Below are 20,279 nucleotides of genomic sequence, written 5' to 3' on the forward strand. Positions count from 1 at the left end.
ATACGACATTGGCTGGAATTTTAGGCGAATACACAGAAGTTTTCCTGGAAGAATCTGAGGACCAAATTGAGGAATTAAATTCCAATTTGGTAAAACTCGAAAAAGACCATGAAAACCCAGAAATCATCAATGACATCTTTCGTGCGGCACACTCTTTAAAAAGTTCTTCTGCCTTTGTCGGTTTATACAATTTATCCGACTTAGCCCATACGATGGAAAACCTTCTCCAAAAAATTCGAGAAGGTAGTTTAGAAATCAACGTTAAACTTGTTAATTTACTTTTTGAATGTTTTGATTTGATCAAACAAGTCATCGAAGGTGTTGCTAACGGTGTAAAGGTGGAAACACCTTTTACAGACATGATTAAAAAACTTCAGGACTATGAAGCCTCACCAACTCAATCTGGTTCCGGTACTACCAAATCCAGTGAGACCAAAACATCGAAAGAAAGTGCTTTATCATCGATCACCTTAAATGAGGAAGAAATTTCTGAAATCCGTCAGTCCCTAAAAGAGGACAATGATTTAACTGCATTTTCTGTTCAGTTAAAATTAAAAGACGAAACACCAATGCAAAATTTGAGACTTCTTTTGATTTTGCAATCGGTGAAACAATCAGGTGTCATCATTAAATGTAATCCGTCAGAAGATGCATTGGACAATGGCCAAGGAAGTTTTGCACTTTCCTTTGTCACTGTCACCAGACTGAACAGGCAGGAATTACATGTTCAGTGTAACATCGATATGGTGGATACACTTTCTGTGGAAGAAATTAAACTTCCCGAAACAGAAATGGAAGCTCTTGAAAAAAAGACGGACGCCTCTAATATTTCATCCACAAACACAATGTCCACACATTCTGATTCAGAAGAAAAACAGGTAACAAAAGGATCTGCTAACTTTGAAAAGGCGGTCACAGATTCTAAAGTTGTGATGAGAACCATTAAGGTATCTTCTGACAAACTAGACCAGCTCATGAATAACGTGGGGGAACTTGTTATTACCAATTCTGGATTCCAAAAAATCTATGATGATTTAGTGGCGCAATTCGGTGAAGATTCATTATTCAATGAACTCAAAGGGAAAATAGACCAAATCAACCGAATTTCCAAAGACCTACAAACCGGAATTATGAATATCCGAATGGTTCCGATTGGATCTGTATTCAACAGGTTCACAAGACTCATTCGCGATCTTTCTTTGGAAACAGGAAAACAAGTAAACCTTGTACTTCGTGGCGAAAACACAGAACTCGATAAAAAAGTAATCGATGCCATTGGAGAACCACTCATCCACCTCATTCGTAATTCAGTCGATCACGGAATTGAGTCTCCTTCTGAAAGACGAGCGGCCGGCAAACCCGAAGAAGGAACTGTGGAGCTAAATGCCTACCAAGGTGGATCCAATATCCTTGTCGAAATCCGGGATGATGGAAAAGGATTAAACAAAGATAAGATTCTAAAAAAAGCCATCGAACGTGGACTTGTAAACGATACCGATGCACAGAATCTTTCTGAGTCCGATATCTTTCAGTTTATCTTTGCGCCTGGTTTTTCTACGGCTGATAAAATCTCTGATATTTCTGGTCGTGGTGTGGGGATGAACGTAGTCAATAAACTCATTGAAGAGTTTAAAGGTAAAATTCTCATCCATTCCGAAGAAGGGAAGGGATCTTCCTTCACCTTATCTTTCCCACAAGCACTTGCCATCATTCCATCTATCCTTGTGATTATGGAAGAAGAAGTCTATGCTTTCCCCCTTTCCGAAGTTTCCGAAACCATCAAGGTCAACTTGGACCAAATCACTACTTTGGAAGGTCACGAAATCATCAACTTACGAGGGGAAGTTCTCCCCATCTATCGTTTGAATCGTATCCTTGGCCTTGCTGATAAACAAGATATGGTGGAAGTTCCTGTAGTCATCGTGAATTACAAAACCAGAAAACTTGGTTTTATGGTCGATGATTTGATTGGAAAACATGAAACAGTCATCAAGTCTCTCGGTAAAAACTTCAAAGACATCCAAGGTCTAACAGGTGCCACCATTATGGGAGATGGAACCATTATCCTTGTTTTGGACATCCCTGGTCTTGTGGAAATTGCCGCAGATAAAGTGGACTGGTCTGACAAGTTGGTTGCTGGTGAGATGATGAAGAGGGCCTCTACCATTCGTTCTTTGGAGATGTCTGATTCTGAGTTTATGTTCAAATCCAATCACCCAACAAACCGCTATAATGCGAAGTTGATTGAATTACGTGCCAAAGACAAATCACGAGTTAAAAAAGATAAACATAAAATAGAAAAACACGTGATTGTGCCGAAAGAAGAAGTGTTTGCGGAAGAACCTGTTACCAATCTGAAAATCACGACTGAGGTGATCAAAACAGAAACAGAAGTGAATGGAGATTCTGGTGAATCTTCTAAATCGGCAACAGCAACACTTGTGATCGATCACAAAACGGACGAAATCCATCGTTTGGCTGATGTTGCAAAAATAGAAAATGTTAAGTTAACCGAAAGAGAACAAGCCGCAGAAATCATCAAAGGATTTGTGGAACAAAAAGAAGAACGTTTGAACCAAGTGGCTGCTTTGAACTCCGAAGCGATTAATGAGATCATGTCTTCCAAAGATATCAAAAAGCTGGAAAATATTGTGAATACTGGTATGATGAATGCCGGCGTCGTACTCTCTCAGTTAGTTGGTAAAGAAGTAGAACTTTTTATTCCGGAAATCAAACTGACCGATAGAGAAGGGTTGGCGAAAGAATTCCGATATTCTATGGATCAGTTTTTTGGAATGAAAATTCGTATGACAGGGGATCTCAACGGAAACCTTCTTATGATGTTTTCTGAAGAAAATGGATCGGAGATTGCAAAAGAGTTGCTTGGGTCAGAAGATGCCAAGTATGCCGAGGGTAGCCTTCATAAACTATCTGAGGATATGGTTTCTGTTTTATCAGAAATCTCCAATATCGTTTGTTCCAGCGTCATGAACTCTCTTTCGAATAAACTGAAAAAAGAAATTTTACCTTCAGTTCCAGAGATGATCACCGGAAGTTTTATGGATGTGATCGACATCGTAAAACCGGAACGAACAAAATTTTTGTCCATGCATACGGAATTTAATCACCAAGGTAGCAACCTAATCGGTGTTTTGGTATTCTTACCAGATTTTGATGAGCTGGTAGATTTGATTCATAAATCATGAATAAAAAACCAACCGTTGCCATCATTGACGACTCACTCCTCGTGAGGAATATCCTGAGTGATGCTCTCACCAAAAAGGATGAAGTGCAGGTAATTGCCACAGGCAAAACCGGGATGGACTGCATTGATTTGGCAGGGAAGCTAAAACCTGATTTTATCGTCTTGGACATTGAAATGCCGATCATGGATGGGCTTACGGCATTGGCCGAAATTAAAAAATTAAAACTGCCAAGTCATGTGATTATGCTTTCGGTGCTGACCCAACATGGGGCAGATGCCACATTTAAGGCATTGGAACTGGGAGCCGTTGATTTCATTCCAAAGCCTTCTAGTGGAAATCAGTTTTCTCCAGAGGATATTGCTGCGGTATTGTCCGCAAAAATCAAAGGGTTTTCTGATTCAAAGCAGCCGAGCATCGAAGTTCTCCTAAGGCCTGAGAGAACCGAACGCCAATTAAATAAAAGTTTTCAAAAACCGATCAAAGTAGACGCTATCGGAATTGGGACCTCCACGGGAGGACCAAAAGCATTGCAAACTGTCTTTGCTGGGATTCCGGAAGATTTTGCAAAACCAATCTTTGTGGTGCAACATATGCCAGCGGGGTTTACCAAGGCATTTGCAGATAGATTGAATTCCTTGTCGAAGATACAAGTGAAAGAAGCAGAGCAGGGTGACTTAGTTCAGTCTGGAACTGCTTACATTGCTCCTGGTGATTATCAAATGACTGTGATCACAAAAGGAAAGGATCATTTTATTGAACTGCACCACACAGGTCAGGTCAATGGGCATAGACCTTCGATTGAAGTATTGTTTGATAGTTTGGTGGAAGCTTACGGTGGGGACCATCTTTTATCCATGATCATGACTGGTATGGGAAAAGACGGATCACAAGCCATCACCAACATTCACGCCAAAGGTGGTATCACTCTGGCGCAGAATGAAGCAACATCCGTAGTGTACGGAATGAACCGTGTTGCGGTAGAACTGGGTGGGATTGATTTTGTTCTTCCAGTGGATGAATTGGTACCAAAGATGATTGAATTATTAAAGTCGAGAGGGAATTAACATGGCAAGAATTTTGGTTGTAGATGATGCAAAATTCATGAGAACGCTCGTAAAAGATGCGTTAGTTGGTGCGGGTCACGAGATCGTAGGTGAAGCTGAGAACGGTAATATTGCGGTAGAACAATACAAAAACCTCAAACCGGACTTAGTAACTATGGACATTACCATGCGTGAAAAAGACGGAATCGAAGCAACAAAGGAAATCATTAAATTTGATGCATCCGCTAAAATCATTATGGTAACGGCCCTTGGTCAGGAAGATTTACTGGCAAAAGCAATCAAGATGGGTGTGAAGGATTTTGTTGTGAAACCTTTCCCTCCTGAAAGATTGCAACAAGCTGCAGCAAAAGCACTAGGTTTATAAATCGTGTCCCAAACCCCGGAGTTTATCGTCCGGTGGCAAAACCAGGACGGAGGACTGACAGAAGGACCTTTAACGGTTTTATGGTCTCTGATTGATAGTTATAAGGTTGATATTTTTGAAGTCTCCCTTTCGCGTATCACATCCGATTTCATTCAATTTTTGAGAACCAGTCAGTCCTTATCGATTGAACTCACTTCTGAGTTCGCCGTCATGGCATCTCATTTGGTGTATCTAAAATCCAAAGCCTTATTGCCGGATCCTGGTTTTGAGGAAGAGGATTATGACCCGCCTCTACCCAAAGAACTCGTAGATAAATTACTCGAACACAAAAAGTTTCAAATGGCTGGGCAACGTCTGGCGGAACTGGACAGGTTGACCGCCGGAATGTTTACCCGGGAAACCAATCAGGTTTTGGATGAAACCGAAGTATGGTTGGATGTAAGCCTTGTGGATTTGATTTCTGCTTTCAATTCGATTTTGGAGCAAGAGAGTTCCAATGAAATTGAGGACCTAGTCCCCATCTATGAAGGGGTAAGCCAATACTCCGTAGAGGACAAAATGGCCTATTTACAGGGCCTTTTAGAAAAAACCGGGGAAATCCACTTTATGGATTTGTTTGAAACAGAAAAACCGGAAAAAAAAGAAATCGTCGCTGCCTTCCTTGCTGTATTAGAAGTTGTTAAAATCCGAGTTTGCAAAGTCCTCCAACATGCAGTTTTCGGAGAAATCAAAATAGTCAAGGTTTAGATTCATTTGGAAGAAAGAGCTTATACTAAGGGCCTTCTTGAGGCGCTTCTTTTTTTATCTTCAGATCCAATCAAATTGTCTGCACTTGCCAAGTCTGCTGGGATCGAAAAAACAGAAGCCCGGGAACTCCTCGACGAACTGATCTTAGACTACCAAGAAAAAGAAGGTGGTTTTTTACTGAGAGAAATCGCCGGTGGATACCAATTCATCACCAACCAAAAATATAGCGAAATCTTAGCGCATATCTTTAAAGATAAAAAAAGAGAAACCCTCTCTCGCGGAACCTTAGACACTCTTGCCATCATTGCTTACAAACAACCCGTCACACTGACAGAACTAGATGAAATTCGAGGAGTATCTTCTCGCGCTATGGTAGCAAGTCTTATGTCAAAAAAACTGGTGAAAGCAGTCGGTCAAAAGGAAGTTCCGGGAAGACCAACATTATATGGAACCACCAACGAATTCTTGTTACACTTTGGTTTAAGCAAACTCACAGACCTTCCAACTCCAGTCGAAGTGAAGGAACTCAAATTTGAAGAATTCACACCAGAATCCATAATAGTGACTGATGAAACAGAAATGAATCCTGATTTTGATACAAGCACTCTACCGGATGAATTACAAGAAGGGTCTTAAATGAGTAGTGCAGAAGAAGAACTAAAAAAACTCCGTGCTGGAATTGATTCGTTAGACACAGAAATCATAGCTCTCATTCAAAAACGTGCAGGTTTCGCACAGGAGATTGGTCGTGTTAAAAAAGAATCTGGTGGACCAATTTATCGCCCGGATCGTGAAAAAGATGTATATGAAAAAGTTACCAAACTATCAGGTGGACCACTTCCTTCTTCTGTGATTCGTGCAATTTACCGAGAGATGATGTCTGGAACCATCGCCTTAGAACACCCGTTAAAGATTGGTTTTTTAGGTCCTGAAGGAAGTTTTTCTCATTCTGCAATGCGTTCTAAATTTGGAAGTTCCATTGATGCGGTTCCTCAAACTTCAATTCCAGATGTGTTTCGAATGGTAGAGGAAGGTAAGTTGGATTATGGAGTGGTGCCTGTGGAAAATTCCACAGAAGGCCAAGTCAGTTCCACCTTGGATATGTTTTTGGAAACTGATCTTTTCGTGTATTCCGAGTTATACCAAAGAATCTCGTTTTCACTGCTTGGTTTTGAAACAGACCTTTCTCTTGTGAAAAAAATCTATGGAATTCGAATCGGAAACGAACAGTGCCGCAATTGGATTTCTGCGAATCTTCCAAATGCAGAAGTTGTGGATACTTCTTCTACTGCGATGGCGGCAAAGTTAGTATCCGAAAGAAAAGACGGCCTTGCGATTGCATCCAAAATAGCCGGTGAAATTTATAATTTAAACGTGATTGCAGAAGGGATTGAAGATTATTCAGGAAACACCACTCGGTTTCTTGTGATCGGCAAAACAGAATCCCCTAAAACAAAAGAAGATAAAACTTCCATTGTGTTTTCTATTCCGAACCAAACGGGTTCTTTGTTTGCTATTTTAAAAACTTTCAATGATGCTTCGATCAATTTAACAAAAATTGAATCAAGGCCATTAAAACGAAACTTGTGGGAATACCATTTTTTCGTCGATTTTATTGGTCACAGAGAAGATCCAAAAATTGCAGAACTTCTTGAAAAAGTAAAATCACAATGTACTTTGTTTAAACTTTTGGGCTCCTATCCAACAGCCGGATCTTTTCCTACATGAACCTATCGAGAGTTTTGGTTTATGGAATGGGCCTTATGGGTGGATCCCTTGCCCTCGCGATTCGTAAGAAATTTCCAAATACAGAAATTTCAGCTGTGGTTCGTTCCGAAAAAAGTAAATCTACAATTTTTTCGAAACAACTGGCAGATTTTGTATTTTTGCAGAATGAATTCCAAACGCCAAATTGGTCTAACTACGATTTGGTGGTATTTAGTACTCCTGTTGAGTCTATTTTAAAAATCATCCAGACTCTTCCTAAATCCGGAAATACAATCTTTATCGATTTAGGATCTACCAAAGAAACCATTGTTTCTGCAGTGGAATCGTATTTTGGGGATATAACTCACAATTATATTTCTACCCATCCTATGTGTGGATCTGAACAAGCGGGCCCAGATGCGGCGGTTCCAGATTTATATGTGGATAAACTTTGTATTTTAACTTCTCCAAAATCAACATCTAACACTAGTTTGGAATGGGTTCGGTCGTTTTGGGAAAAAATTGGTTCCTGGACTTTGGAAATGGACTCCCAATCACATGATGAAACTTTGGCTTATCTTTCTCATCTTCCTCATGTCATCTCTACCTTACTTGTCAATGTGGCTGGATCCAATCCTACAACTAAAAAAGAAATCTTAGAATCTTCTAAACCCATTACGGGTGGTGGGTTTCGGGATATGTCAAGGATTGCTGGTTCCAACCCGGATATGTGGATTTCTATCTTCAAAGAAAATCAAAGATTTCTACTAAAATCAATTGATGATTTGATTCAACAATTATCGGAGTTTCGAAATCTCTTTGGATCTGATGGTTCTTTTGATGAATCACAAATTCGAAAAATTTGGGAATTGGCAATAGCAAACAAAGATGAAATCCGAAAAACAAAATGAAGTTTTTAAAAAAAATAAATAAGTTAAGCGGCTGTAAGGCGGCCATTCTCACCAACCAAAGTGCTTTTGGTCATCTTGGAAAATACCATTTTCAAACTTATTCAGAAATTTTTGATTTAAAAACAATATTTTTGCCAGAACACGGACTCTTCGCTGAGTTACAAGACCAGGTCAGTGGGGATGAACTCAAATATCTTTTTGGAGATATGCAGATTGTGAATCTGTATGGAAAGGAAGAATCAAGTTTAGTTCCACCAAAAGAAAGTTTAACCAATGTAGATGTGATCATCATTGATATAAAAGATGTTGGTTCGAGGTATTATACTTTTTTAACAACAGCCTATTATATTTTATGTGAAGTTTCGCGTATAAAACGGGAAACAGGAAAGGCTCCTCTTTTTTTAGTGATCGATTCTCCAAACCCCATTGGAACTAGAGTCGAAGGAACACCACTGCAAAAAGAATTCGAATCTTTTGTTGGTGTCACCTCGGTTTTGCATAGGCATGGGCTCACTCCAGGTGGATTATTAACTTATTATAATGAAACCTTTCAGTTAAAAGTGGATGTGATTGTTGTACCTGTCGGAGTATTTCATCCAAAATCAGTATCAAGTTTTGAATGGGTTCCTCCTTCGCCAAATATCCCAACACAGAGCACTTGTTTGGTGTATCCGGGAATGTGTCTTTTGGAAGGAACTAATGTATCGGAAGGCAGAGGGACAACCAAACCTTTCGAAACTTTTGGAGCTCCCTATTTAGTTGGTAAAGCGAAAGAAGAATTAGACAAGCGGATGTTCTCTCACCAACCAGGAAAATTTATTTTACGTAACTTACGATTTTTACCAACATTTCATAAGTATGTTGGTTCCATTTGTGAAGGTTACCAACTTATGGTATTAAAACCAAAACAGTTTCATTCCTTATATTTTGTATTATACTTTTTGAAACAATTGTTGGAACTCTTCCCAAAAGAATTTGAATATTTAAAAGGAGTTTACGAATTTCGTTCGGACCGCCCGGCGATTGAGCTGCTTTGCGGCGATTCAACTTTATTAGACTATTTATACGGAAAACGAACAGATTCTGAACTTGAAATGTATTTAAAAGAATCAGAAAGTCGTTGGACGAAACTGATAAAACCCTTTCGGTATTAAATTTTTTAACAAAATGGTGTTGCAGACCGACTAAAGGTTAGGTATACAATCACCATGACAAGAATGTTTCGAACCATTTTTCTAATTTCCCTTATGGCAACAGTTCTCACCAACTGCGGTTATAACCGTATCCAAGAGTTGGATGAAGAAGTGACTGCTTCTTGGGCAGAAGTTCTCAACCAATACAAAAGAAGATCGGACTTAGTTCCTAATTTGGTTTCTGCCGTTAAAGGATTTGCCAACCAAGAAAAAGACATCATGAAAGGAATTGCCGATGCAAGAGCAAAAATTGGTTCTATCCAAGCAACTCCTGAACTTGTAAACAATCCAGAAAGTTTAAAACAATTCGACCAAGCGCAAGGACAATTGGGTTCAGCTTTGTCTAGACTTTTGATGATTCAAGAAAATTATCCTCAACTCAAATCGGACCAACACTTTTCGGATTTAATGGCGCAGTTAGAAGGAACAGAAAATAGAATCACTGTTGCAAGAAACAGATTCATCAAAGCAACCAAAGATTACAATGTGTACATTCGTCAATTCCCTGCAGTACTTACTGCGAAAGCTTTTGGTTATGATGCAAAAGCAACCTTCACAGTGGAAGATCCAAAGGCGATTGAAAATGCACCGAAAGTTGAATTTTGAATTATAAAAGGAAGCCGGTAAGTGATTGCCGGCTTTTTTATTTAGAACTGAAAGTAGAGGAAGGGGCTTGATACTGTTACACTATAGATGATAAAGGAAGTGATATAGAGTAAGATACAAGTTGGAATGAGAAAGTATAAATTGTCTGTGATAAAGGCAAATCTGTCTTCGTTTCTATCTTGGAGGATATCTACTAAAAATAAAAATCCAACTAAGATCACAAGGCTTACACTCATTTGAGGAAACATTCCACTCACACCGGTGAAGGCTCGCTCTAACATAATTTTGGTGATTCCCATTCCTGTGGGAACTTCTGGAGTGGCTTTTGCTCGGAAGAAAAAACAAGACAAAACAAATACACCGACGGGATACAGTGGTTGGATGGAACGTGGTACTCGGTTCCAGGCCTTTTTCATGGTTTCAAATTTGAAAACAAATTTTTCCACCACCATCATAGTGGAATGGAGGGTTCCCCAAAATACAAAAGTCCAATCGGCTCCATGCCAAATTCCAGAAACAAAGGTTGTGATGAAGAGATTTACATAAGCCATAATTTCTCCTCGTCTGTTTCCACCCAGAGTGATGTATACATAGTCACGTAACCAAGAACTAAAGGAAATATGCCAACGCCTCCAAAGTTCAGTCAGTGTGCCTGATAAAAAAGGTCGGTCGAAGTTTTTAGGAATATGAAAACCAAGAATCCTTGCAGTTCCAATGGCAATGTCAGAGTATCCTGAAAAATCGCAATAGATTTGAACGGCAAATAAAAAGGCAGCAATCCACATCGCAATCCAATTGTATTCTGTTGGATTGGCATACATGGGATCGATCACATACGAAACCGGATCAGCGATAAAAGTCTTTTTAAAGATTCCCCAGAAGAGTTGTTTTAGGCCCTGTTTTAGATTTTCTTTAGTAAAGTCTTTGGAATCTAAAAACTGGTGGAGAACATCACTGGCACGTAAGATAGGACCGGCTACAAGTTGTGGAAAAAATGCTAGAAAGAGTCCGAAATGAAAAATGGATTTGGCTCTTTCCACCACACCTCTGTAAACATCGACTGCATAAGATACTGCTTGTAAGGTGAAAAAACTAATCCCCATCGGAAGAAGAATTCCTGACTTTTGTACAAATTCTGGATCACAAGGGGTAAGGGAAAATGTTTGGTTCCATACGGTAATGGAAAAGTCCAAATACTTAAATACAAAAAGTAAACCTAAATTACTCCAGACCGCCACATTCAACCAAAAGAGTTTTTTGGCTTTGGAAGAAGCAAACTCCATATAGTCGACGGCAAGTTTTGTAATGACAAAAGAAAAAACGAGTAAAATTAAAAATGGAATTCGAAAGATTGCGTAGAAATACAAACTAACAATAAATAACCAAAGACCTTGGAATCGTTTTGGAATTAAAAAATAAACAAGGATAACAACGGGTGCAAAGATCAAATAGTGAACTGAATTAAAAAGCATATTATTTGTAATCCTTTAGGGCATCGGCAATTGATTCGGCAGCCCAAAGATTGCCCAGCTTCGTAAGGTGGCCATCTCCCGGTATATAATAATCCTGAATCCCAGCTTTTTTAGTTTGTCCATGTAACGTAAATTCACGATCGCACATTTTGTCCGTATAGGGGAGAATGTCTAAAGTTTTGATCCCTTTTGAATCCAAATATTTTTTAGCCCGGATGGCATAACCTCCAAGTGCGTTAAACTTTCCGAGTTGGCGACAATACACTTCTTCAATTTGCATGGGAAGGATGACGGGTACCAACCGGTAACCTTTTTCTTTCGACAGTTCTATCATCAAATCATAGGCCCTGGTTGTGGTTTCAGGTAAGGGTTCTAGTGAATTTGGATCCACTGGCGAATCAGAACAAATTACATTTAGATTTTGTAGAGGAGTGGGACAAATAAACTCATCTTTTTCTTCACATTTCTTTTGTTTGACGGGAAGAATAAAAGTTTCTCGCAAATACACCAGCGGAGAGGAACTCAAAAGATTTGTATCTGCTGCAATTAAATATTTTGTTTGTGCAAATTTGACTTTCGTTTGTTCATAAGCAAGTTTTAGGGCCTGTAAAAGATAGGAAATTCTTGTAAGTTCAAACTGAATGCGAAAGTTTTTTTTCCAAACAGGATCGTTTTCGTGAAGTGCATCGTTTTCATCATCGGGAAGGATACCTTGGGCTCGTAACTCTTCAGGCATCGTAAAATCATTGGGCGAAATAAAGAACAATACAGTTTTGATATTGTCAATCTTTGTAGACATATCTTTTAGGCGTTTGTAAGAGCCAAGAGATCCATAAGCATCCACACCCAAATTCAAACTTTGGTAACTTAGACCATTCTCTTCCAATCCACCGAGTCTGGAACAAAATGTATCTTCATCGGAAACACCAAATCCCATAACCAAACTATCCCCAAGACAAACAAGTTTTGGTTTTTGGGGGATTGGCTCTTCTATGCCTCGAAGTCCCAGAGAATTGGTTGTGAACTGTCCTTGCCAAAGATCGGCATAGTGACGGACAAAGCGACTTTCGTTTGGTTCTAAGGTGACACCATATTCAGGATGGTAGGCATGCAACAATTTGACATCGCGGTAATAACGTAAAGCAGGCGGATTGGAAATGCGTAAAATCAATTCCAAAGAGAGTAACGCCAACGGGAAAAATAGGACAATGGCTCCCCATCGTTTCCAGTTTTGAATCATATCCCTCTAAAATTTATACATAGGGCAGAGAATCAAGCATTTCTAAGGCAAATTTAAGAAGTCCTTGGCAATCGCATCGGCAAAAAGTTCCGCTAGTGCTGGCCCTGGATGACCATCAAGAGGAATGTACACTTGTTTTTGTTCTTTAAACAAAACTTCTGTTTTTTTTCTTAGATCGATGGTTTTCACTTTTTGTTTGGAAAAGAAATCTTTTGCTACATCGTAATTTGGATCTTTTGTGTCAGGGGTTCCTTCTCTGGACATTCCCCAACTAAAGAGGATGTTTACTTTTTCTTTGGGGATGACTCTGTCTGAAAAAAAATCACCCAAGTGAGAATAAGTAATATGTGATTCAGGATACTTTATCGGAATTCCGTACGAAGTGTACACATTTGCTTTGGGAGAAGGAAGAAGATTTCGATACAGGTAGGAAATTTGAGACAGTTGGTGGTGGATGGGATAAAAAATTCGTTTGAATCCTTTTTTTTCTCGTTCATCATCAATAAAATCGGAAGGATTCCAAATCCAGTAGATTTGGTCGGGAGAATCCTTGGGATCAATCTTCTTTAGTGTTTCTTTCAGAAGTTGTAAAAGACCTCTTGTTCCAATGGCATCCACAGCAACCAATCTTACATCTAAATTATATTTTGATTTTATATAAAAGGCAGGTGTTTCTTTTGTTGGAAGACCATAACCCATCGCCATGGAATCGCCAACTAACCAAAGTTTTGATTTGTTTGGTTCTCTACCAAGAATTCTTTCCCCTCGGGAATTTGTTTGGATGTCCCAAATTTTTCCATCCTTACGTAAAAACTCTGCTTTTACATTGGGGCAAAGGCGGATTTCCGTTAATCCATACAAACAATGAATTTTTTTGTATTCAATTTCTTCTGTTTCTGTTTTGGACCTGTAACGAAAAAACCCCTCTCCTAGAAAAAAAACTAAGAGAGTTCGGATACAAATGATGGATGAAAATTTATAGAATTTTTTCAATGAGAAGGTAAAAGAAAGAAAGGTTTCCAATGTAGAGAATCATTACTAAAAATCCCATTGCAATTTGAAAGATATAAGCAGAATAAGAAAATCCTTGGTAAGCAAGATAAGCAGTAATACCTAAGATCATCTCGGGAACTAACACATAATAGGCTACTTTTCCCCACATCTTCACATTTTGAGGATACCAAGAACCGAGTGCCCACATGGTAGCTTCCGAAGTTCCAAAAATCACTAGAGCCGTGATTCCAACCCAAAGTCCCGTTCCAATGATGGAAACAGACATTTCTTCCAATTTGATTCCCGTATAAACACAAATAAATAAAGGGATGACCCAAAGCCCTGCCATATAACCAGAAACAGTTCCTATTTTCAAAAAACCATCGTCCGGAAACACTAAGATTTGTAAGGCGCTAGAAAGAAACCAATCAGGAAAGACCATAAAAATGGACAAAGGAACTAAAAATTTCCAAATCCGAAAGGGCGTATGCCAGCGAAGTGCCAGAGAGAGGCCAACAAAACTAAGATGGAATAGGAGAGTGAGGGAAGCAAGTTTGACCCCCGAAGGGCTTTGTGACCAATACAAAACGAAAACGGATACAACGCTAAAAATCAAAAAATACAAAGCCAAAAGGAATTCTTCTGCAAGGAACTTGGGTTTCATCGCTTTGCACTGTAAGGAATTTGTAACGGGATGCAAGTCGAAACTTGGTTGGGTAGGGTTAAAAAACGATAACGAACAATTTTCGTTTGTGTTCTTGGTGGGAGATACTGGGTTCGAACCAGTGACCTCTACCATGTCAAGGTAGCGCTCTAACCAACTGAGCTAATCCCCCAAGGTAAAACCACTTCACCAGAGCCGGGCCCACCGTAAAGTACGATTTCGCAATCGGTTCCTGAATGAAAAATCCCCACTCATTTGATCGGCCAGACGATCGGGTTTGGATTTGTCTGGGATGAATAGTATCAAATTGTCTTTTGCTCTTGAAAGTCCAACGTAAAGAATCCTTCGTTCTTCTGCCTCATCAACTTCGTTTCTATTTTCGCTCCAACCAAGGACAAGATCCAGGAGAACAGTTGTGAATTCCAAACCTTTGGCACTATGGATGGTCATCACTTGTGTCGGAGGAACTCCCGATTGGATCCATTCAAATTTTCTGAAATTGCTACGAGTGAGAATGATTGTGTTTGGGTCTTTTTTTTGCCATTGTTTCCAAATCTCCAATGGTCTTTTTTTGGTTTCTCTAATTCGTTCTACTTGGAAGATTCCTTTTTCCTTTCGAAAGGTTTGTACCTGCTTTTGGATTTTGTCTTTATTGTGATGTAAAGGAAGGAGAGATGATTGGATGATACATTCCTTTGAACGGTAGTTAGTGGATAAAAAGTATTGGATCACAGAAGGAAAATGTTTTGGAAAGTCCAAAAAAGGTTTTGGTGTGGCACCGCGAAATCCGTAGATCGCTTGCCAATCGTCACCTACCACAGTGATGGATTGGAAGTTCATTTTTTTTATGATTTGGAGTTGGACTTCGTCAGTGTCTTGGAACTCGTCGATGATCAGTGATGTCCATCTTTCTTTGGCTAAATTTGATGGTTCCGTATCCAAAAATTTTAAAAAGTCAAAAATCAAATCATCAAATTCAAAGTAACGGTTGTTCTCTTTCCAAGATCGAAACTTTGTTAAAAAAGATTGGTATGTGGTTTCAGAAAGTTGGCGAAAATATTTTCCATTGTTTTTGAGAAGGGTGGGAAAAGGAATTCCTCCAATTTCATAACGATATTCATAAAGAATATTCTTTGTGATTTCCCATTTTTTGGAATCGCAGAGTAATTTGTAATCTGACCAATTTTTGGATGAATCGTATTTTTTTAATACATGGTAACAAAACGAATGAAAGGTGGAAATATGGTAATCTTTAGATAAACCTTTTTTTTCACACCTTTCTTTGAATTCGTTTGTTGCTTTTTTGGTAAATGTAACGATGAGAGTGTTTTTTGGGAGAATGGAGTTTTGTTTTTCCCTTTCTTCCAAAAGACCAACCATTGTTGCGGTTTTTCCAGAACCTGCACCAGCAATGACTTGTTTGATTGGAAAATTAGAATGAATGATTTTTTTTTGTTCTTCGCTCCACATAAATGGAGAGAGAAAACAAAAACTTCTTTGGTTCTACTTTTTTAGATCATTGTTTAAAAACTGCACTGTCTTCATCTTCCTCTTCTTTGAGGTCATAATAACCATAAATAAAATTGGAACTTGCTTTCACTTCCATTCCGTAAAAATGTTCGGAGATCCTTCCTGATTTTGTGACTTCTAGTTTGTATTCTTCCGCAAGAAATTTCATTTTATCCATCGATATTTTTTCGTTGATTTTAGGACCAAAGCCAGATTCCGTTTTTGACCAATCGATAATAAAAAGTCTTCCTCCTGCTTTCATGGAACGAATGAGTCCATCCATCGCCAAACCAGGGTTTGGGAATGTGGATAAAGACAATGATGCAAAAATAATTTCGGGGACGGGCACCCATTCCGGTAGAAGGGGATGGTCTGATTGGTCCATATGAAACGGTGTGAGTTGTTCGATTCCTTCCATGAGTTTCCGTCGTAAGACCATATCGATGATCTCTTGTTGGCATTCCGCAGCCCAGATCCAAACATGGGGAAACCATTTTCTAAACTCGTTAAAGTAAAACCCAAGCCCACTCCCAAAGTCAACGAGGTTGTTTAGACCCTTCCAGTTGAAAAAGGCATAAACATCTTCAGGAGGACAAACCTCTCTCCTATGACTTGAAAGTAAGTATTCCTGGTAACTTTGTGAACGGTAGTATTCCGTTTCCGACATAATGACAATTCTTACAGAAAAGCTGGGAAAGTACAAACGAAAAATTCAATTCGCAGGTCTCGACCACCGAAAATCTAAGTATGAAGTTCTCGATTCAATTCTGGGTGGCTCTACTGCTATTCTCTCAATTCCCTGTTTGGGCAGATTCTGGATTTGAGGAGAGCCGTTATCCGACGATTGCCAAAGCAATCCACGCAAGTATCCTTCCCGATAAAAAATCGATTCGTTTGGATTGGGACCCACCCAAACAGGAAGGGGAAATCATCGTGGCTCGTTCTACTGTGATGATCGATAGCCCTGAAAAACTTTATATTGCCGATTCTTTAGGCAGGTACAAAGCATCTGGAGCAAACGCAACTCGTGTTTATTTTGATTATAATTTAAAACCAGGCACTTATTACTATGCAATCGTAATGGTAACAGATGTTCGCCGACGAGAAGTAAAACTTTTTTCAAACCAAAACTATACAGTGATTCCTGTTCATATTGAAGAAGAGAATGGAACACCGGTTGTTGGACAAAATCCCGATTTTCCCGCATTTCCTGCGGAAGCCGGAATCCAATCAATGGTAGGTGGGGTGTCGGGAATTACGGCGAATATTGAAAGAAAATTTGTTCGTTTGAATTGGACACCACCAAACGGTGCAACTGCTGGACGAACGATGTACACAGTATATCGTTCCAATTCACCTTTGACTAGTTTACCTCTGATGCAAAAAGCAGAAAAATTGGCAGAACTCACTCATCCTGTGAATTCATTTTTAGACCAAGATTTGGATAAATCACAAACTCTTTATTACGGAGTCTCAGTAAAACAAGTTGGTGGCGAAGAAACTCTTCCTCTAGAAGATAAAAAATCCACCTTACGTGTGTTTTATATCAAACAGACTGAAAAAAATAATGCTGAGATCATTGTAGAAGAATCCCCTAAAAAACCAAAACAAGAAGTGGCATCCAACGAAACCAGGACCGATCTTGGTGGTGCCATGCATGTTCGGGGTCTTGGATACGAACGTGTAGGTAAAGGTGCCGTGATTAGTTGGCTTAGTCCAGAAGCAGCTGATGAAACAACTGTTTATAGTTTATATGCATCGGTGAAACCTTTGAATCAAGGAACTTCTTCTTTCGGCCAAGGTTCAGTGGTAAAGGTCGCAACTGTTCTACATCCAAAAACTAATTTTTTTATCAAAGAACTAAAAGAAATTGATGAATTGTATTTTGGTGTGACGGCAAAATCAAATGGAATTCCAGAAGATTATAATCTAAAAGAAAACGTATCCTATTTTAAATATAATTTTTCTAAAGATATTTTGCCGCAAGAAGAACCAAATGCGGTGGCTGAGTCTCATCCGAAAAAAGAACCAGAAAAATCAGAAAATTATAAAAATGAACATTCTGTAACTCCAACTGATACATTGCCACCGAGGGAAACTACAGAATCAGTCAATGATTTGCAGGAAGAACCTTCGGCAACGGTGAATTACGATTTAGGACAAACTGATTTAAATCGAATCATCAAAGAAACAGTCATTAGAAAAAAATATGAAACTGCTGTATATCGGTTGGAAGAATATTTAAAATATGAAACCAATGCTTACTTACGAGGAAAGGCTATGTTTTTTCTTGGAGTGAGTGCATTAAAAACAGGTGATACTAAAAAAGCATTAAAATGTTTTTTGAAAAGGGAAACTAAATCCTATTCACCAACTCGAGTGGAATTTTGGACGAATCAAACCCTAAGTCAAGCGGGTAGAGGAAATTTATGAATCGAATCATAGTAACTTTAGCAGGTTTTTTATTCATTGTTGCAGGCCTTTCTACTGCATACTACCAAACAAATATTTCGGCTAAAGAAGACCAATCACAAGTCATTCTGGAAAAAATTGCAGAAGGAGAGGAATATTTAAAACAATCCAATCCACAGAGTAAAGAGCGGGCAATTGCCATTTTTTCTGAGTTAGCTGGGAAAAGAGGATTGGAAAAGTTTGAATTCCAAATTAAATACAACCAAGCAAGAGCCTTAGAGAAAAACTCTGATTTTTATCCTGCCCTTGATATTTACAAAGATCTAAAAAAGAATTCCAATCTGAAAGCTGATGAAAAAGAACGTTTGAGTTACTCACTTGGAAACCTACTTTTGAAAATTGGAAATGAATCAGAAGGAAAAGCTCATTTAGAATCAGTATTACAATCAAGTTCAGATAACAAACTAAGATCTAAATCATTTCTTTCTCTTGGTGATTTTTATTATCGAACAGGGCATTTTGAAACAGCTCGCAAAAACTATACATTAGCTCTTCAAGAAGATCCTAATAATACAGAGTCAAGAATTGGATGGGGAAGAGCCCTTCGCAAACTTGGAAAAGACTGGGCTTCCTTTGACGTATTTGATGAATACATTGAAACTGCTGACCAATTGGCTGGTGCTGATGAAAAAGTAGTCGGGGAATACAAGGACTCAGTATTAAAAGATGCTAAGGATAATTATACAAAAAAACAATACGGAAAGGCGATCGAACTTTTTCAAAAAGTCATTACAGTGAATCCAACTCCTAAAAAAGAAGAGGAAGCATTATACTATATCGCTTTATCCTATGATGCAATGGGAAAACAAATAGAATCTCTGACTTATATTAATAAGGTCTTGAATAACAGCGATTATTCGCTCGATCAAGCAGCATTATATAAAAAAGGAACTATCTATTTCAGACAAGGGAAGTTCGAAAAAGCAGCAGGAATCTTTCAAACGATTGTAGATAAATACCCTAAAAACCAGATTACCGACAAGGCGATTGCATGGAAAAAAGAATCACTCGATCAGTTTACCGACCACAATGATCTTGATGATTCAGATGTATCGTCTGATTCCAATTCATCTAAACCAAGTTCGGTGTCAAATCGACCTGAATCAGGAAATGATTTAGAGTTTTAGTCGGATTCAATTAGAAATTCATTCGTTTTGGTATTGTAAATGGCTTCTTCCATTCCGAAAGTTTTGTAAATTTCCGGAACAATATCAGCAAGCGAATGTATATTTTCTGCGAAGCGGTCAGCATCCTTTCCATATAGGATGGTGGCCGCCGGGTTTTCCGTATGGTTTTTTTGACTTAAGTCTTCCATATTTCCATGATCACTTGAAACGATGAGTAAATCCTTTGTTGGATCTAAACTTTCCAAAATTCCACGAAAAAAATCTTCCAAGTTTTTGATTATATGTTCCGCCTTTTCCCAATCCATTGCATGACCAACTTTATCTGTCAGAAAGTATTCATACAAAGCCAATTGGTAGTGGGCAAATCGAGATAAAGATTTTTTCCCTAGTTCGTATGGATCTCTTCTATTTAGAAGTGGATCACCTGGTTTCAACATATCAATCCCTAGAGTCCCCATAATCTCATGGGTTAGGTCCATGTACAAACCTCTTTCATTTGAAAGGTCATCAAAGTTTTTCAAAGGTCGACCACTTGCCAACTGGACTAAGGTGGAAGCAGAAACTAGTTTGGGTTTTTCCTCTACGTGTTTGAGGTAGGGTGGGGAAAAACAATTTAGAAAATCGCTTAAATGTCCATTTTCATTTAATACTTTGATGAGTGAATATTTAGATATGATTTTGCGAAGGGTGATGGTTGGAAACCCACTCACATGTCGACCAAGGACTTTTGGGCCGGGAATCCCTGTCCAAAGAGCTGTCTGGCCAGTGGCAGATTGGGGGAGGCCAGAGACTCCCATATGCGCATCGGTTTTGATATAATGGATTTGGGAAGGCGAAACAGATAAATCAGCATCTGACTTTGGAATTCCTCCAACAGGTGCTAAAAATCCTTTGGCATAACGGCTGAAGGGGTTGGATTTGGGGTCGTAGTTGGCGATTCCCACTCCGTCCAAAAATACATAAAAAATCATTCCTTTCCTTGGACTGATTGGTTTTTGCCAATG

At 38.9% G+C, this 20,279-nt stretch carries 18 protein-coding genes and 1 tRNA gene; 11 read left to right on the plus strand and 8 right to left on the minus strand.

The features are described 5' to 3' along the window. The first annotated feature begins 8 nt into the window (after positions 1–8). The 9 genes from EHQ47_RS11245 to EHQ47_RS11285 are packed head-to-tail and all read left to right on the plus strand — an operon-like array spanning position 9 to position 9,798. Complete coding sequence (locus EHQ47_RS11245; RefSeq protein WP_135777203.1) at positions 9–3,206, plus strand: chemotaxis protein CheW; 3,198 nt, start codon at positions 9–11, stop codon at positions 3,204–3,206. Further along, complete coding sequence (locus EHQ47_RS11250; protein ID WP_135694933.1) at positions 3,203–4,270, plus strand: protein-glutamate methylesterase/protein-glutamine glutaminase; 1,068 nt, start codon at positions 3,203–3,205, stop codon at positions 4,268–4,270. Before EHQ47_RS11245 ends, EHQ47_RS11250 begins: the two co-directional genes overlap by 4 nt. A 1-nt stretch (position 4,271) precedes the next feature. Continuing rightward, positions 4,272–4,634, plus strand: coding sequence for a response regulator (locus EHQ47_RS11255; protein ID WP_002975323.1), 363 nt, complete (start codon positions 4,272–4,274; stop codon positions 4,632–4,634). Between the two features lie 3 nt (positions 4,635–4,637). After that, complete coding sequence (locus EHQ47_RS11260) at positions 4,638–5,381, plus strand: segregation and condensation protein A (RefSeq protein ID WP_004784474.1); 744 nt, start codon at positions 4,638–4,640, stop codon at positions 5,379–5,381. A gap of 6 nt (positions 5,382–5,387) precedes the next feature. Continuing rightward, positions 5,388–6,017, plus strand: a complete 630-nt coding sequence (gene scpB / locus EHQ47_RS11265) for an SMC-Scp complex subunit ScpB (RefSeq protein WP_135748978.1) — start codon at positions 5,388–5,390, stop codon at positions 6,015–6,017. Beyond that, positions 6,018–7,109 (plus strand): prephenate dehydratase, encoded by a 1,092-nt coding sequence (pheA, locus tag EHQ47_RS11270; RefSeq protein WP_135777204.1) that lies wholly within the window; start codon positions 6,018–6,020, stop codon positions 7,107–7,109. Then, positions 7,106–7,999 carry a prephenate dehydrogenase gene (locus tag EHQ47_RS11275; protein WP_135777205.1) on the plus strand — a complete coding sequence of 298 codons (894 nt, stop codon included), beginning with the start codon at positions 7,106–7,108 and terminating at the stop codon, positions 7,997–7,999. Before pheA ends, EHQ47_RS11275 begins: the two co-directional genes overlap by 4 nt. Then, positions 7,996–9,153, plus strand: coding sequence for a DUF1343 domain-containing protein (locus tag EHQ47_RS11280; protein WP_135777206.1), 1,158 nt, complete (start codon positions 7,996–7,998; stop codon positions 9,151–9,153). The genes EHQ47_RS11275 and EHQ47_RS11280 overlap by 4 nt, the downstream gene beginning before the upstream one ends. Before the next feature lie 54 nt (positions 9,154–9,207). Continuing rightward, entirely contained in the window at positions 9,208–9,798 is a 591-nt protein-coding gene (locus EHQ47_RS11285; protein ID WP_135748974.1) for a LemA family protein, read from the plus strand. A 41-nt stretch (positions 9,799–9,839) separates the two neighbouring features. On the opposite strand, the gene EHQ47_RS11290 is transcribed toward EHQ47_RS11285, so the two are convergent. From EHQ47_RS11290 to EHQ47_RS11320, 7 genes are all read right to left on the minus strand, one after another. Beyond that, on the minus strand, positions 9,840–11,270 hold the full coding sequence (locus EHQ47_RS11290) for an MBOAT family O-acyltransferase (protein ID WP_135748973.1): 1,431 nt from the start codon (positions 11,268–11,270) through the stop codon (positions 9,840–9,842). Between the two features lies 1 nt (position 11,271). Beyond that, the gene (locus EHQ47_RS11295) at positions 11,272–12,510 is read right to left on the minus strand and encodes an LA_2490 family SGNH/GDSL-type esterase (RefSeq protein WP_135777207.1); all 1,239 of its coding nucleotides are present in this window, start codon (positions 12,508–12,510) and stop codon (positions 11,272–11,274) included. 42 nt (positions 12,511–12,552) lie between these two features. Beyond that, on the minus strand, positions 12,553–13,503 hold the full coding sequence (locus tag EHQ47_RS11300) for an LA_2486 family SGNH/GDSL-type esterase (protein WP_208727434.1): 951 nt from the start codon (positions 13,501–13,503) through the stop codon (positions 12,553–12,555). After that, entirely contained in the window at positions 13,487–14,167 is a 681-nt protein-coding gene (locus EHQ47_RS11305; protein ID WP_135748971.1) for a DUF6989 domain-containing protein, read from the minus strand. The genes EHQ47_RS11300 and EHQ47_RS11305 overlap by 17 nt, the downstream gene beginning before the upstream one ends. A gap of 95 nt (positions 14,168–14,262) precedes the next feature. After that, a tRNA-Val gene (locus EHQ47_RS11310) sits at positions 14,263–14,339 on the minus strand. A 14-nt stretch (positions 14,340–14,353) separates the two neighbouring features. Next, on the minus strand, positions 14,354–15,637 hold the full coding sequence (locus tag EHQ47_RS11315) for a UvrD-helicase domain-containing protein (protein WP_135748970.1): 1,284 nt from the start codon (positions 15,635–15,637) through the stop codon (positions 14,354–14,356). Between the two features lie 46 nt (positions 15,638–15,683). Next, complete coding sequence (locus EHQ47_RS11320) at positions 15,684–16,343, minus strand: class I SAM-dependent methyltransferase (RefSeq protein ID WP_004786595.1); 660 nt, start codon at positions 16,341–16,343, stop codon at positions 15,684–15,686. Positions 16,344–16,423: 80 nt separating this feature from the next. Between EHQ47_RS11320 and EHQ47_RS11325 the strand changes: the two genes are divergently transcribed. Together EHQ47_RS11325 and EHQ47_RS11330 are read left to right on the plus strand one after the other, a co-directional pair. Next, positions 16,424–18,109, plus strand: a complete 1,686-nt coding sequence (locus tag EHQ47_RS11325) for a tetratricopeptide repeat protein (protein WP_135750076.1) — start codon at positions 16,424–16,426, stop codon at positions 18,107–18,109. Then, positions 18,106–19,275, plus strand: coding sequence for a tetratricopeptide repeat protein (locus EHQ47_RS11330; protein WP_135746672.1), 1,170 nt, complete (start codon positions 18,106–18,108; stop codon positions 19,273–19,275). The genes EHQ47_RS11325 and EHQ47_RS11330 overlap by 4 nt, the downstream gene beginning before the upstream one ends. Here EHQ47_RS11330 and EHQ47_RS11335 read toward each other — a convergent pair. Continuing rightward, on the minus strand, positions 19,272–20,246 hold the full coding sequence (locus EHQ47_RS11335) for an alkaline phosphatase family protein (protein ID WP_135746671.1): 975 nt from the start codon (positions 20,244–20,246) through the stop codon (positions 19,272–19,274). The genes EHQ47_RS11330 and EHQ47_RS11335 overlap by 4 nt on opposite strands. Between the last annotated feature and the right edge of the window lie 33 nt (positions 20,247–20,279).

Origin of the sequence: Leptospira bourretii (assembly GCF_004770145.1) — a bacterium.
GTDB lineage: Bacteria > Spirochaetota > Leptospiria > Leptospirales > Leptospiraceae > Leptospira_A > Leptospira_A bourretii.